Raw genomic sequence first — 14,763 nt, 5'->3', positions numbered from 1 at the left:
CTTTAATCCTTAATGAAATGTCCTACAAATTTAGAGTAGTTATCTAAAATTTTGCCGCCCTTTCTATATCCAAGCGCGCACGCCTCATAAGCGTAAAATACCCCTGCTTGGTAGCTCTCGCCCCTCTCATCTTGGTTAAACTCGTAAAATTCCTGATAGATGGCTTTGTTTGAGTCGTATTCGCCATCACTGCTTGCTATTTGTGCGCCGTTTTCATCGTATATAGAGACGTTTGCACCTTCTCTGCCAAATACCGGCTTTTTCACATATTTTTTGCCTTTTAGCGGCTCATTTGAGGTCTCAAGCAAGAGCGGGTGATTAGGATAAAGATCCCAAAGGATTTTTAAAATCCCCTTACTTTGGAAAAGCAGCGTATAGGCTGGATTTATGATGATAGCTTTTTGATTTTTGACAATGTTTGAAAGTATGAGAGCCAGTTCGCCCTCATCGATCGCTATGCTCTCCCAAGGGACCAGCTTGAACCAATACTCGAAATTTTCATCGCCTTTAAAAATGCCCTCATTATCGTCAAAAACGACCTCATCAACGTAGGCAAAGTCTGTTACAAAACCAGCCTCTTTTGCGATGTATTGCAGTAGTTTTACGGTCTGCTCGTCCTCGATACTGCCAGCGATACTGCTAAAGAGTATCCCCCAGCCCTCGTAGAGCTCGTCAAAGTCCGCATCCTCGTCGCCAAGCGTGATAAGGCGTTTGAAATTTTGCTTTAGCGACTCGTAAAGGTCGTTAAACTGGGCTGCTTCGTCCATGTGATTTAGCTTTAGCATCGCCCACTGGATGATCGCCGTCTCAAAAACTGCCGTTGGCGTGTCGGCGTTAAACTCAATGAGCTTTATAGGCTTACCATCAAGCCCTCCAGCTAGGTCAAACCTGCCGTAAAGGTGCCAATGAACGTCATTTTCCCAGCTATTTTTTATGATATCAACAAGGTTAAATGGTATGCCTATCTCGTGAAAAAGGTTGTTGTCGATCACGTGCTGAGCGGCATTTACATACATATCATATAGCTCGTTTGCCGCCTCGTAGTAGGCATTTGCCTCTTTTTCGCTTACTTGCACGATCTCATCAGCGATATACGAGCTGTTGTCGTTATCTGTATGCCATGCAAAGCCAATTTTCTCCATAAATTCGTTGTTTAACGGTTCTATCTTTTTTAAATTTATCATTTTCAGCCTCCAAAACTTGATGAGCTAGAGCCTGACTTCGAGCCACCACCGAAAAATCCGCTCTTACCACCACTGCTTCTTGCAGCAGAATTTGCCGCTTTTTGCTTGTTAAAGCTATCCACACTTCTTGTATAGGCACTTGGATTTTTATATGTGCTTTGGCGATTTGCTTGGAAATTTTGGTTGCCAAAGAGCTTACTGCCTATCCAGCTACCAAGTATCGCGCCAGCTGCTGAGGCAAGGATCGTCTCGCCAAGGCTTAGCCCGCCGCTACTTAGCTGTGCATCGCTAGTTCTTGTCAAATTTGAAGTGTTGTTGTCGATCTTTGCGTTTGCTTGCGCTAGAAGCTTATCGATCTCGTCTTTGCTTAGCACGCGCTCAGTGCCGTTCATATCTTTTAGCACTACCCTAGTTTCGGTGCTTGGATACTCTTCTAAGATTTTATAAACGCCAGGCGCGCTCTCTTCGATGATGACAAAGGCCCCGTTTTTTTGCGCAACTTCGTTTAGTGCGTTTTCATTGCCGCCATCGTCGCTTCCGCAACCAGCAAGTCCAGCCATGATAATGGCACCAAATCCTCCAACCGCAGCATAAGTAGCTATTTTTTTAATGTGTTTCATATCTCTCCTATCAACTCTTTTAAATTTTTATGTCTTCTAACTAGTATCACGCCGCGTTTAAATTTGATAAATTTGGAGTGATGTATCGCTTTTATTATCTTTTCACTGATCTTTTTTGTCGCTTTTGGCTTTAAATTTAACTCCTTTAGATATTCGCTTAAATTTATCCATTTTGACTCGTCCTCTATCTGCGCATCTATCGCCACTTCGCTTGCGGCACTTTCGTTTTTAGGCGCTAAAAGTGGTCTTTGCATAGCATTTAGAAACTGCATGAGCTTCTCGTCTCTGTCCTTGTAAATTTGCAAAATTTCATTTTTGCGCTCGATGAGCATCTGCTCTTTTTCTTTAAAAAGCCTATCTTTATCGGCTTGTAAGTTTAAATTTAAGCTCTTTAGTTCATTTAGCTCACTTAACAAATAGCTTACAAACTCGTCGTTTTGGGGTTTAGTTTTTGTGCTTTTTGAAGCGGTTTTTGCGGGTTTTTCGCTACTTGGCTCCTCGTCAAGGATGACAAATTTAGTGCCATTTTCAATGACCGTTTTTAACGAGCCTCGTCGGATTCTATTATAGACTGCTTCTTTTGTTATGCCTAAAATTTCTGCAGCTTCATTTACAGCTAGCTTTTGCATCGGATTTCCGTTTAAAATAAAATAAAAAAATTGCTTTGATTATAAAAAAATAAGGCTAAAAGAAGAGTTAAACAAAGAGAGCAAAGCCCTCTTTGTCTTGGTTTTAGAGTCTTGACTCGTAGCGTCTAAGCATATAAAGACGTTTAAGCATTTTCTTGCGAGCTGCAATTTTTTGTTTCTTGCGGATCTCAGTTTTAGGCTCAAAGAAGCGTCTAGCTCTTGCTTCAGTTACGACTAAATTACGGTCAGTTTGTTTTTTAAACTTTCTGTAACCCTCGTCAAATGACTCGTTAGGATGTACCTTAATACCAGGCAACGTCCTCACCACCTTTCAGATTAAAATAAGCCGTGAGTATAGTTTAACTTTCATAAATTTAAGCTTTTAGGCAAATTTAAAATATTTAATACTTTTTTAATAACCCAAAATTTATAATCTTAAAATTTCAAAAAAAGGCTAACCATGTCAAAGGATATTCATCTTAGCTACGCCAAGAGGCGTTACATTTTTTTTGCCTGTATCACGCTATTTGTATTTATTTTGCCATTTATCAGGATAAATGACGCGCAGCTATTTTTGCTAAGTTTTGATAAGAGTAGAGTTGATCTATTTTTTACAAAATTTGATATGCAAGAGCTATATTTGCTGCCATTTTTGTTTATCACTTTGTTTTTAAGCATATTTTTCTTAACGACGCTTGCAGGGCGCGTCTGGTGTGGTTGGAGCTGTCCGCAGACCATTTTTAGAACGCTCTTTCGTGACCTTTTGCAAACTAAAATTTTAAAGATCAGAAAAAATATCCAAAACAAACAAAATGAGCCACAAGGTCAAATTTTTAAACGTGCATTAGCAGTTGGAATTTGGTGCGTTTTAGCACTTATCATAGCTGCAAATTTCTTGTGGTTTTTTGTGCCACCGCTTGATTTTTTTGCTTATCTAAATGATGCAAGCGAACATAAAATTTTACTTGCATTTTGGCTTAGCATCGCTGCTTGGCTAGTCTATGACGTGGTCATTTTAAAAGAAAATTTCTGCGTCTATGTCTGCCCGTATGCGAGGGTGCAGTCAGTTATGTTTGACAGCGACACGATACAAGTTATCTACAATCAAAAACGAGGCGGCGTCATATATGAGGGCCGGGAGAAATTTAAAAAGCCAAAAGAAGAAGGCGCGCTTTGTACTGGGTGCGAGGCGTGCGTGAGGATATGCCCAACGCATATAGATATAAGAAAAGGCATGCAGCTTGAATGTATAAACTGCCTTGAGTGTAGCGACGCGTGCACTAAAGTGATGGGGCATTTTAACGAAACCTCGCTCATCGAGTGGAGAAGCATAAATTCTCAAAATGAAAATAAAAAGGTGAAAATTTTTAGGTTTAGAACGGTTGCTTATCTTGTCATTTTGTGCGTAGTTTTGGTAGCTGCAGCGCTGATGAGCGGTAAAAAAGAGAGCATGCTTTTAAATATAAATAGAACTAGCGAGCTTTACAAGGTTTTAGAGCAAGGTGAGGTTGAAAATTCTTACGTTTTCTTGGTGCAAAATACCCAAAGCAAGGATCATAAATTTTACTTTGAGATAGATGATAAAAGCATAGAAATTTCTCGTCCAAATAAGCCTTTTACACTAAAAGCTGGCGCAAAACAAAAGGTCATCGTCACGCTAAAATCAAAAAATGAAAACACAAGCGAAAAAGATCTTTTAAAACATATAAATATAAAAGCTTACGCCACTGACGAGCCAACTATCAGCGTGCAAAGGGCTAGCACCTTTATCTATCCTAAAAGATGATAAAATGGCGAAAATTTAGCGGGAAGTGAAATGGCGATATCAGAAAAAGGCAAAAAACGATACGAGCTCATCGTAAAAACAGCGCTTGAGCTATTTTTAAAAAATGGCTACGAAAAGACTAGCCTTAGCGATATCGTGGCGATAAGTGGCGGCTCACTTGCTAGCATTTACACATTTTTTGAGAGCAAAGAGGGGCTTTTTCAAGCGATCATCGAGCAAGAGATAGATGCGCTTATAAAAGAGGTCGATGAGAGGATAGATCTTAAAATTTCTCACAGCTTGGAGGAGTTTTTAACCAAATTTGCAACCATTATTTTTTCTATCATCTGCACCAAGAAAAATATCTCACTTGGCAGGATAATGATGAGTGAGGGCCCTAAAAATGGCGGTAGGCTTGGCAGGGTATTTTTAGATCAAATTTTAAACAAGATCGACCTTGTGCTTATAAATTTCTTTGAAAGAGATGAGATAAAATCACAGCTAAATCCAAAATTCCCAGCCAAATTTATCACGAAGTGTTTTAAACAATGTGTTATCGGGCTTTGCTACTATGATTCGCTTATGTTAAACGAGGAGCCAAAACTAAGCAAAAAGGAGCGTGAAGAACACGTTGCTTTGTGTGTTGAGCTATTTTTAAATGGCATCATTGAAAAGTAGAATTGACTTTTAATTTATATTTAGTTATAGTCAGTGACTTTTATAATTTGTAATGAAAATTACAAAACTAAAATTGGGATTAAAATTTAAAGTTAAGAGAGGTTTTTATGTTGAAATTTAAGAGTTTTCTTGTGCTTTCAGTTGCCGTTTTTTTGCTTTCTGGCTGCTTTGAAAGTGGCGACAAAAAGGCTGTTGCAGGCCGCCAGATGCCAACATCTCATGTTGATATATTTGTTGCACAAAAAACAGATGTGCCTATTAGCTTTGACTACACAGCCACAGTTACAAGTAACCAAGATGTCATCATCTATCCAAAGGTTGGCGGCACGATCATAAAGCAGTTTTTTAAGCCTGGCGATAAGGTCAAGGCTGGAGAGAAGCTATTTCTCATAGATCCAGAGAAATATCAAGCTAGCTACGACTCACTTGATGCAGCCGTTGGCGTTGCAAATGCAAATTTAAAAAATGCCGAAACTGAGTTTAAAAGAATTTCTGCCCTTTATAAGAAAAATGCAGTCTCTCAAAAAGACTACGACGCAGCCGTTGCAGCTTACGATATCGCAAATGCAAATTTAGTAAGCGCAAAAGCAAATTTAAAAAGCGCAAAAATAGATCTAGGCTACACAAGTATAGTAGCTCCATTTGACGGCGTAGTGGGCGATAATAAAGTAGATGTTGGCTCACTTGTAGTAGCAAGCCAAACTCAGCTTGTAAGGCTAACTAAGATAAATCCGATCGAGGCTGACTTTTACATCGCAGACGTGGATAATCTAAGCAGAAAAGCAAATTTAGATAGTGGCGCTTGGCAGCAACTAAATAGCGAGGCTGTCTTAAATTTAAACAATGAAAATTTCACTGGCAAAGTGACATTTATAGATAATGTCGTAAATACTGCAACTGGCAGCGTTTTAGCAAAGGCTAGCTTTGATAACAGCGAGGGTAAAATTTTACCAGGTGCGTTTGGTCATATAAAGATGAGCGGTTTTGTTCAAAAAAATGCCTTTAACATCCCACAAGTTGCCCTTCAACAAAGCGCTACAAACACTTATGTCTTGGTCGTAAAAGATGGCAAAGTAGGCCAAAAAAATGTAAAAACAGGATATCAAACAAAAGATATGGTCGTAGTGACTGAGGGTCTTGAAGAGGGCGATAAGATAATAGTTAATAACTTCCTTAAAATCGGAGTTGGCGCACCAGTTGAAACTGACAAAGACCTAAGCGCAAATTTCTTAAACAAAGACGCAAACGCTACAAGTAGCAAGTAAAGGCAGATAGATGTTTTCAAGATTTTTCATAAACCGCCCGATATTTGCAACTGTTATATCTATCATCATAGTTATAGCAGGTTTTATGGGTATCAAGGGGCTTCCGATAGAGGAGTATCCAAGTCTTACTCCGCCTACTGTCTCTGTAACTGCGACATATAGTGGTGCTGATGCGCAGACTATCGCTGACTCAGTCGCAAGTGCCATTGAAGATCAGATAAATGGTGTTGAAAATATGCTCTATATGCAAAGTACATCAAGCTCAGCTGGTACTATGAATATAAGCGTATATTTTAAGATCGGATCATCAGCAAAACAAGCTACGATCGATGTAAATAACCGCGTGCAAGCTGCCCTTTCAAGATTGCCTCAAGAGGTGCAAAATATGGGCGTAACGGTGCGTGAAAGAAGTGGCTCGATCCTTCAAGTAGTTGGCTTTACAAATCCAAATATGAACCAAGTTGAGCTATATAACTATGTAAATTTAAACATCGCTGATGCGATCAAAAGGGTAAATGGCATCGGTGATACAGTGCTAATTGGCAACAAAGAGTACTCGATGAGAATTTGGCTAAAGCCAGACAAACTCGCTCAGTTTAAACTAACTCCAAGCGACGTCATCTCTCAAGTAAAAATTCAAAACTCACAATACGCCGCTGGCAAGATCGGCGAGCAGCCATCAAAGGGCGAAAATCCTTATGTTTATTCGGTAGTTTCTGAAGGACGTTTTAAAGATCCAAAACAGTTTGGCGAAATTTTGATAAAGAGTGAAAACGGTACTGTCGTTAAACTAAAAGAGGTCGCCACAGTAGAGCTTGGAGCTGCTAGCTACGCATCTGAAGCTATGCTAAATGGCAAGCCAGCAGTGCCACTTTTGCTATTTTTGCAAAACGACGCAAACGCACTTGCAACTGCTGAAGCGGTCAAAGCAAAGCTTGAAGAGCTAAAGAAAACCTACCCAGTTGGCCTAGAGCACACGATAGCTTACAATCCAACTGAATTTATCACCGTCTCAATAGACGAAGTTATAAAAACTTTCATAGAAGCGATGGTGCTAGTTCTTATCGTAATGTACTTCTTCTTAAAGAGCTTTAGAGCTACCATCATACCAATGCTCGCCGTGCCAGTCTCTATCATAGGCACATTTGGCGGGCTTTATGTGATGGGCTTTAGTATAAATTTGATCACACTTTTTGCCCTGATCCTAGCCATCGGTATCGTCGTGGATGACGCGATCATCGTTATAGAAAACGTTGAGAGAATTTTGCACGAAGATAAAGAGATAAGCGTAAAAGACGCGACATTTAAGGCGATGGAGGAGGTGCAAACTCCGGTTATCTCTATCGTGCTCGTGCTTTGCGCGGTTTTCGTGCCAGTTTCATTTATGGAGGGCTTTGTCGGCGTTATACAAAAGCAGTTTGCGCTAACACTTGTCGTTGCTGTTTGTATCTCAGGCTTTGTCGCTCTTACTCTTACGCCAGCACTTTGTGCGGTTATGCTTAAAAAGCAAGAGAACAAACCATTTTGGATAGTTCAGAAATTTAATGACTTCTTTGACTTTAGCACTAGGCTCTTTACAGCAGGCGTGGCAAAAATTTTAAAACACGTCATCATTAGCTTTATAGTCATTGGCATAATGGGATTTGCGACGTATGGCCTTTTTCAAAAGGTGCCAAAAGGGCTTGTGCCTTCAGAAGATAAGGGCGCTTTGTTGGTTATCACCTCGCTTCCACCTTCAACAAATATGCTAAAGACCAAAGAAGAGGTAAAATCTATTAGTAACGCCATTTTGAGCAACCCAAATGTCGAATTTACCATGGGATTTGCAGGCTATGATATGCTAGCTAGCTCACTTAGAGAAAACTCAGCCATCAGCTTTGTCAAGCTAAAAGACTGGAGCGAAAGAAAAGGCGCAACGGACGGTGCAGATGCCTTAGTAGGTCAGTTTAATGGCATGCTTTGGGGTTCAAAAAACTCAATGACCTTTGTCGTAAATGTGCCACCTATCATGGGTCTATCAATGACTGGCGGCTTTGAGATGTATCTACAAAATAAGAGCGGCAAGAGCTACAACGAGATAGAAGCGGACGCTAGAAAGGTAACTGCAGCTGCAAACGCAAGGCCTGAACTAACTGGTGTAAGAACTACGCTTGAGACAAACTACCGCCAGTTTAAGATAACAGTTGATAAAGAAAAGGCAAGGCTATTTGGCGTAAGCGAGAGCGAAATTTTTAGCACGATAGCGGCTAGCTTTGGCTCTTACTACATAAACGACTTCAACCTTGCGGGTAAATCATACCGCGTATATGCAAGGGCAAGCGATAACTTTAGAAACAACCCAGAGGATCTAAGAAAAATTTTCGTCCGCTCAAAAGATGGCGGCATGGTGCCACTAAATTCAGTAGCGACGCTCACAAGATCGATCGGACCTGATATCGTTGATAGATTTAACCTCTTTCCAGCGGCTAAGATCATGGGCGATCCAAAACCTGGCTACACATCAGGTGATGCGATAAGAGCGATCCAAGAGGTCGTAAATGACACGCTAAGTAGCGACGACTACGCCATAAGCTGGGCTGGAACTGCGTATCAAGAGGTAAATTCTCAAGGAACAGGCACGGTCGCCTTTATCTTTGGTATGGTATTTGTCTTTTTGATCCTTGCTGCTCAGTACGAAAGATGGCTCATCCCACTTGCGGTTATCACAGCCGTGCCATTTGCGGTATTTGGCTCGTTGCTAGCTGTTTGGATAAGAGGGCTAACAAACGATATCTACTTTGAGATCGGTCTTTTGCTACTCATCGGTCTGGCGGCTAAAAACGCCATCTTGATCGTAGAATTTGCTATGCAAGAGCGCGAGAGCGGAAAGAGCATATTTGAATCAGCTGTAAATGCGGCAAAACTTCGCTTTAGACCTATCGTAATGACCTCAATCGCATTTACACTAGGTGTTTTCCCAATGGTTATAAGCACAGGCGCTGGCGCTGCATCTCGCCACTCACTAGGAACTGGCGTGGTTGGCGGCATGATCGCTTCTACTACGATAGCGATATTTTTTGTGCCAATGTTTTACTATTTGCTTGAAAATTTAAATGAAAAATACTGGAAAAAGGGAGCAAAAAAAGATGAGAAATAAGGCGTTTATACTTATAACGGCGGCGTTTTTGGCTGGTTGCTCGTTTCGCCCAGATATGCCAAATGTGGATACAAATTTTACCTCGACATATACTTTCGAGACAAGCGATATAAGAGATCTTTGGTGGAAAGAATTTCATGATGAAAATTTAAATTCTCTAGTCGAAAGCGCGCTTGAGAAAAATACAAATTTACGCATTGCATATTTAAATTTACAAAAAGCAAAGGCAAGCCTTGGCGTTGCTGAAGCTGACTTGCTACCGGGGGTAAATTTAAATGTAAGTTATACCAAGGCAAAGACCAGTGGTGAAACTTACACTAGGCAGCCTCAAACACGCTATAGAAGTTCGAGCATAAATTTAGGACTAAACTACGAGATAGATCTCTGGGGCAGAGTAAGAAATAGTGTGCTTGCAGCTAATGAAAATTTAAATTCGAGCAAATTTGACTATGATAGTGCAAGGCTTAGCCTTAGCTCAAGTGTGGCAAAAAGCTACTTTGCTCTAGTGTCACTAAACATGCAAGAAGCAGTGCTAAAAGAGACACTAAAGACCTACGAAGATACGTTAGCACTCCGCAAGACGCAGCTTGATCTTGGTGGCATAAATGAGATGACCTATCTGCAAAGCAAGGCTGAAGTAGAAAGGGCAAAAACTAGCCTAACTTCAGTGCTAAACTCAAAGTCACAAGCGCTTACTTCGCTAGCCATCCTAACTGGCAAAAGCAATGATGAAATTTTAAAAGGAGCTGTTGCTAGTGCGCAAAATTTACCAAGCTCGCCTGAGATAAAGGCTGGCATCAGCTCAGATGTTTTGCTTAGAAGAAGTGACGTGGCAAAGGCGCTAGCAGATCTAAAAGCTACAAATGCCCTTGTGGGTGTGGCGCGCGCTCAATATTTCCCAACACTATCTCTTACAGGTCTTTTTGGCTTTGCAAGTGATGAGTTTGATAGAATCTTTATGGGCAGCGCAAGCGTTTGGAGCTTGGGAGCAAATTTAACACAGAAAATTTTTGATTTTGGCAGGACAAAAAACAATGTCCGTGTTGCTGAGACAAACGAGCAAATCGCAGCTATCACTTACGAAGCGACTGTTAGATCGGCACTTGGCGAGGTTAGAGATGCCCTTATATCAAGGCAAAACGCGAAGCTCTCTTTGGATCAGGTAAAAAATTTGCTACAATCGCAGCAAAAAATTTATTCGCTTGCTAAAGATCAATATAACGCTGGCTATATCGGCCACTTAGAGCTTCTCGATGCGGAGAGAAATTTGCTTCAAGCAAAGCTTCAAGATGTCTCTGCAAAGCTTGATGAGGTAGATAGCGCGGTTGAAGTTTATAGAGCACTTGGCGGCGGATTTAAGGTAGATAAATAAACTCAAAAAGGAGAAAAGTTGATGACTAAGATTTTAAATTTCTTATTTTCTTGGGGATTTTTTGTTTTTGCTATCGCTCTTGGCGTAGCATTATGGTTTGCGATAAATTACGTGGATACGATTAGACTTGAGTCTAGTTTTTATGATATCGGCGAGATATTTATGATGGCAGCTGTCTTTGGTATCGTTTTTTACCTAGTTGCAGCGATATTTATCATACCTATTAGGGCGATGCTCAAAAAAGCCTAAAACCTCTTTTCATCTAAGAATTAAATTTCTTAGATGATCCCTCAAATTACTTATTTAAATTTGTAAGAGTAGAAAGGGCGAAGATCGCCCCTTGAAGTATAAATTTAATTATTTTGCGCTTTTGCAGCCGCATGTGCAGCCTAAAATCCTATAAATGATAGCTCCGATGATCGCTCCAACGATAGGCGCAACCCAGAAAAGCCAAAGCTGCTCTAGTGCCCAAGTGCCTTGAAATATCGCAACGCCAGTTGAACGAGCTGGATTAACTGATGTGTTTGTGATAGGTATCGAGATAAGGTGGATCAGCGTCAAACCAAGGCCAATAGCGATCGGTGCAAAGCCTTTTGGAGCACGCTCATCAGTAGCACCTAGGATGATAATGATGAAAAATGCAGTTAGAACTATCTCTGCAACAAGTGCTGAGACTAGACTGTAACCATTTGGTGAGTGCTCGCCGTATCCGTTGCTAGCAAAACCGCTTGCAGTAGCGTCAAATCCAGCCTTGCCTGAAGCGATAAGATATAGCACAGCAGCAGCTGCGATCGCTCCGATAACTTGTGCGATGACGTAAGGCACTAGATCTTTTTTGTCAAATCTTCCGCCAACTAATAGGCCAACTGATACAGCAGGGTTGAAGTGTCCGCCGCTGATGTGACCAACTGCGTAAGCCATCGTAAGAACTGTAAGACCAAAAGCAAACGCAACACCTACAAAGCCGATACCAAGCTCTGGAAAAGCTGCTGCAAATATCGCACTACCGCAACCTCCAAAAACTAACCAAAATGTGCCAAAAAACTCAGCTAAATATCTCTTCATTTTCTCCCTTTTAGGTAAATTAAAAGGGGCGATTTTAGCAAAAACGTGTGACATTACAAAATATTGTAAAGATAAAGTTTTATGTAAATTTGATTGTAGTTTTGGGTTAAAATTTTAGTGTTTATAACAATCATAAATACTATTAAAATTTTGATAGTTTTTATATAAGCTCTATGTAAAAGCTAAATCGTTTTTAATAAATTTGTAAAAACCCGCCGATTACTGACGGGTTTTTATGCATTTTATAACGCCTTGATATCTCCGCCGATGACTCTTAGTCCCATACTGTCAAATATCGCTTTTATGCCGCCAACTTCTATCACGACACTTGCGCCATTTATGGTTACTTTGGTGCTGCCTACTTGGTGGATGATCTCATTTTTAGCATTTACCTCATATGTCGTCTCGATCTCGCTAAACTTTGAGTCTGCCATCTCGGTGTGCTGCGCGGCTGTTTTTGTTGTGAAATTTGACTTAGCATTTATGTCGATGTAGTTATTTGCCTGAAGCACGATGTGCTCGTTACTAAACTCATTTATGCCCTTTTGAGAATTTAACTTGTAACTACCATCTATGTTTTGCTCTTTGGTACCTTTTATCTCTTTAGTCTCATCGTTGTGTATGGTTGTGTTGAGGTTTGATTTTATCTCGACAAATTTGTCATTGCCGACAAACTCATGTCTATCTTGACCGACTCTAGTTGTATCATCAACAGCTACATTTAACGTATTTGAGACGCCTACTACCGTATCTTTTGAAAGTCCAACCGTCGTTAGATATTCGCCGCCGACATTTACGTTTTTAGCAAGATCTATCGTTTGGATGTGCGCTTTTTTGACCCTTTCGGTGTAGCTACCATGCACTTGAGAGCTTTTGTCGTTTAGTATCGTTTGAGAAAAATCGTTATTTACTAGCTCGTCGTAGTCTTTCTCAGCTTTTACATAAATTTGCTCTTTGTTTTTTAAGTTTGACAAAGTGATCTCGTTTATGCCAGTCTCGTTTGCACCGATCGTTTTTGAGCTAAGCGATGTTTGATGGTAGTTGTTATCTACATTTACTAGTGGCATGTTTGAGGCATTATAGAGGCTACCGCTTACCACTGGGTTGTCTATGTCGTTTTGCAAAAATGAGATGATCACCTCATCGCCGACCCTAGGTATCGCAAAGAAGCCAGAGCTGTTGCTTGCTATAGGCGTGATCACTCTTAGATAGGCACTTTTATGATAGCTTGCGTTTATAGTGTCATCTTTATCTATCTGCTCTTGCGTGCTAAAGGCGTTTAGTCTTACCTTTACTCTGCCGTAACTATCCGTATGGATGGTATTTGTTTGGCTGTTTAGTCCATCTTGTCCTACGACAAGGCCTAGAGTGATGTCAGGCGCTTTTGGCTTTTGTTTATAGCTTGGTACAAATTTCACGCTGCTTGGGATGATGCTTAGTTCATTTGTATATGAGCTTATAAACTTCTTATCCTTTAAAGGGACATTGTCACCTAAATTTAGAGTATTTTCTAAAACGCTTTCGTCTATATAAGTGTGTTTTATAGCTATTATTTTAAACTCATACTCACCGCTACTTTGATCTATAGCGACTGAGATATTATCGTTTAAATTTAGAGCAAAGACATTTGAGCTAGCGACAAATTCTTTCAAAAGCATATCGCTTCTTAGCTTTTTAAGATAGGTGCTGACCTCAAGCAACCTCGTATCACTAAACGAATACTCATCTAAATTTATATGCTTATCATAGATATTTACCTGCTCGTCAAATATCTTCTCATTTTTGCTCTCTAGCACGTTTGGATAGGCTGTGTTTTGAAATGAGTGGGTGAAGCTGTTTGCTTTTAGAGTTTCGCTCTTTGTGATTTTATTTATGTGCTCGCTTGCAAGATTGTTGTTTAAATTTATATTAAAGCTTACTTTTCTAGCCTCTTTACCTTTGCTCGGTTCGCTTTGCGTTAGGCCTTCAGCTTGGTTGCTATAAGCTAGTATAAAGGTATCATGAAAGTAAATTTTCTCATTATCTTCATAAAAATATATACCGCTATCATGGCAAAGTCTTGTTATAAAGGCTAGGTCGCTTTCGTTGTACTGCGCTATAAATTCTTTTTTATTGTAGCTATTTTTGATATTTGAGAAGTCTAGCTCTTTGGTTAGCCTTTGCTTGTTAAAAGACAAAATTTCTTTTACTACTTCAAGCACGCTTTGATCTGTGTAAATTCTATTTGCTCTATTTATACTTAGTCTATATAGCGAAGATGTGAGTTTAAATTTGAAGAAGTATTTTTTGTCTATATTTGTGCTGCTGTCATCATCAACGCCTAGATACTCGACATCGCTTACTATGCCGCTAAAGTAGATATAGTCACTGCCATTATTGCTAGGGATGATACTCTTGTTTGTAGAAGATGGTCTTTTTATGCTTAGCTTCATGCCTTTATCAAGGTATCTATATATGCCAGTTTGAGCGTTATCATTATATATACTCTCTAAATTTTCATAAAGCGGGTTTTTGACTAAATTTATATAGGCAAAGCACTCTATGCTAAATATATCTTCTAAACTCTCATTTATATCAGCCCTTGTGACTATAAATTTATCGTTTGCTATCTGAAGAGTAGAAAAGGCATCGTTAGATACGCCATAATCTACAAAGCCGTCTGTCGCCACTGAGTTGCCAGATGCTAGCATGACTGGCTTAGTTAGTGATGATGTTGGTGATGTTATGTTTTTGTCCATTTGTTGCTCTTTCAATCTTTTTTCGTTTTCTTCTTCTTGTAATCTTTTTTCAAACATTTCAATATCAGCGTCTGTGAGGTTACGCATAGTTTTTACGCTTTCTTCTATTCCGCCTCTTTTTGCTTCTTTGTATTCATTATAAAATTTTTCTTTTTGATCATCTATTCCAGTCTTTACTACTTCAGTAGAAAGCTCACATGTTTTGCAACCCAAAGCGCCAAATACCTTACCAGTATTGTCAATTACTTCGTTAAATTTTGTAAATGTATCTTGTTTTTCATAATTTTTTATTTCCAAATTATCGTTTGCTA

General features: G+C 39.8%; 12 protein-coding genes. 6 read left to right on the top strand and 6 right to left on the bottom strand.

The genetic code is table 11. From position 1 onward, the window contains the following. Window positions 1-2: 2 nt before the first annotated feature. The 4 genes from CCS77_RS01025 to rpsU form a co-directional block, all read right to left on the bottom strand. On the bottom strand, window positions 3-1,184 hold the full coding sequence (locus CCS77_RS01025; protein ID WP_103586395.1) for a glutathionylspermidine synthase family protein: 1,182 nt from the start codon (window positions 1,182-1,184) through the stop codon (window positions 3-5). 2 nt (window positions 1,185-1,186) lie between these two features. After that, window positions 1,187-1,804, bottom strand: a complete 618-nt coding sequence (locus CCS77_RS01020) for a UPF0323 family lipoprotein (protein WP_004318051.1) — start codon at window positions 1,802-1,804, stop codon at window positions 1,187-1,189. Beyond that, on the bottom strand, window positions 1,801-2,433 hold the full coding sequence (locus CCS77_RS01015; protein WP_107916307.1) for a DNA-binding protein: 633 nt from the start codon (window positions 2,431-2,433) through the stop codon (window positions 1,801-1,803). The genes CCS77_RS01020 and CCS77_RS01015 overlap by 4 nt, the downstream gene beginning before the upstream one ends. Before the next feature lie 103 nt (window positions 2,434-2,536). Further along, entirely contained in the window at window positions 2,537-2,749 is a 213-nt protein-coding gene (gene rpsU, locus CCS77_RS01010) for a 30S ribosomal protein S21 (RefSeq protein WP_009294994.1), read from the bottom strand. Window positions 2,750-2,893: 144 nt separating this feature from the next. On the opposite strand from rpsU, the gene ccoG reads away from it, so the two are divergent. The 6 genes from ccoG (at window position 2,894) to CCS77_RS00980 (ending at window position 10,898) form a co-directional block, all read left to right on the top strand. Next, window positions 2,894-4,219, top strand: coding sequence for a cytochrome c oxidase accessory protein CcoG (gene ccoG / locus CCS77_RS01005; RefSeq protein WP_107916306.1), 1,326 nt, complete (start codon window positions 2,894-2,896; stop codon window positions 4,217-4,219). A gap of 30 nt (window positions 4,220-4,249) precedes the next feature. Then, on the top strand, window positions 4,250-4,876 hold the full coding sequence (locus CCS77_RS01000) for a TetR/AcrR family transcriptional regulator (RefSeq protein WP_107916305.1): 627 nt from the start codon (window positions 4,250-4,252) through the stop codon (window positions 4,874-4,876). Window positions 4,877-4,983: 107 nt separating this feature from the next. Then, window positions 4,984-6,141, top strand: coding sequence for an efflux RND transporter periplasmic adaptor subunit (locus tag CCS77_RS00995; RefSeq protein WP_107916304.1), 1,158 nt, complete (start codon window positions 4,984-4,986; stop codon window positions 6,139-6,141). A gap of 10 nt (window positions 6,142-6,151) precedes the next feature. Beyond that, entirely contained in the window at window positions 6,152-9,277 is a 3,126-nt protein-coding gene (locus CCS77_RS00990; RefSeq protein ID WP_107916303.1) for an efflux RND transporter permease subunit, read from the top strand. Then, window positions 9,267-10,649 (top strand): efflux transporter outer membrane subunit, encoded by a 1,383-nt coding sequence (locus CCS77_RS00985; RefSeq protein WP_107916302.1) that lies wholly within the window; start codon window positions 9,267-9,269, stop codon window positions 10,647-10,649. Before CCS77_RS00990 ends, CCS77_RS00985 begins: the two co-directional genes overlap by 11 nt. Before the next feature lie 21 nt (window positions 10,650-10,670). Further along, complete coding sequence (locus tag CCS77_RS00980) at window positions 10,671-10,898, top strand: ATP-binding protein (RefSeq protein ID WP_103586565.1); 228 nt, start codon at window positions 10,671-10,673, stop codon at window positions 10,896-10,898. 108 nt (window positions 10,899-11,006) lie between these two features. Here CCS77_RS00980 and aqpZ read toward each other — a convergent pair whose 3' ends face one another. Continuing rightward, complete coding sequence (gene aqpZ / locus CCS77_RS00975; protein WP_107916301.1) at window positions 11,007-11,714, bottom strand: aquaporin Z; 708 nt, start codon at window positions 11,712-11,714, stop codon at window positions 11,007-11,009. Between the two features lie 242 nt (window positions 11,715-11,956). Next, complete coding sequence (locus CCS77_RS00970) at window positions 11,957-14,749, bottom strand: type VI secretion system Vgr family protein (RefSeq protein WP_201741718.1); 2,793 nt, start codon at window positions 14,747-14,749, stop codon at window positions 11,957-11,959. Window positions 14,750-14,763 lie beyond the last annotated feature (14 nt).

This window comes from Campylobacter concisus (assembly GCF_003048375.1).
In the GTDB taxonomy this organism is placed as follows: Bacteria; Campylobacterota; Campylobacteria; order Campylobacterales; family Campylobacteraceae; genus Campylobacter_A; species Campylobacter_A concisus_T.
The sequence above is the reverse complement of the archived record's forward strand: the minus strand, read 5'-3'. Positions and strand labels throughout refer to the sequence as shown.

What these genes read in the sequence shown, in the direction of transcription:
- CCS77_RS01025 (WP_103586395.1), bottom strand. Translation starts at nt 1,184, where the DNA reads ATGATAAATTTAAAAAAGATAGAACCGTTAAACAACGAATTTATGGAG.
- CCS77_RS01020 (WP_004318051.1), bottom strand. Translation starts at nt 1,804, where the DNA reads ATGAAACACATTAAAAAAATAGCTACTTATGCTGCGGTTGGAGGATTT.
- CCS77_RS01015 (WP_107916307.1), bottom strand. Translation starts at nt 2,433, where the DNA reads ATGCAAAAGCTAGCTGTAAATGAAGCTGCAGAAATTTTAGGCATAACA.
- ccoG (WP_107916306.1), top strand. Translation starts at nt 2,894, where the DNA reads ATGTCAAAGGATATTCATCTTAGCTACGCCAAGAGGCGTTACATTTTT.
- CCS77_RS01000 (WP_107916305.1), top strand. Translation starts at nt 4,250, where the DNA reads ATGGCGATATCAGAAAAAGGCAAAAAACGATACGAGCTCATCGTAAAA.
- CCS77_RS00995 (WP_107916304.1), top strand. Translation starts at nt 4,984, where the DNA reads ATGTTGAAATTTAAGAGTTTTCTTGTGCTTTCAGTTGCCGTTTTTTTG.
- CCS77_RS00990 (WP_107916303.1), top strand. Translation starts at nt 6,152, where the DNA reads ATGTTTTCAAGATTTTTCATAAACCGCCCGATATTTGCAACTGTTATA.
- CCS77_RS00985 (WP_107916302.1), top strand. Translation starts at nt 9,267, where the DNA reads ATGAGAAATAAGGCGTTTATACTTATAACGGCGGCGTTTTTGGCTGGT.
- CCS77_RS00980 (WP_103586565.1), top strand. Translation starts at nt 10,671, where the DNA reads ATGACTAAGATTTTAAATTTCTTATTTTCTTGGGGATTTTTTGTTTTT.
- aqpZ (WP_107916301.1), bottom strand. Translation starts at nt 11,714, where the DNA reads ATGAAGAGATATTTAGCTGAGTTTTTTGGCACATTTTGGTTAGTTTTT.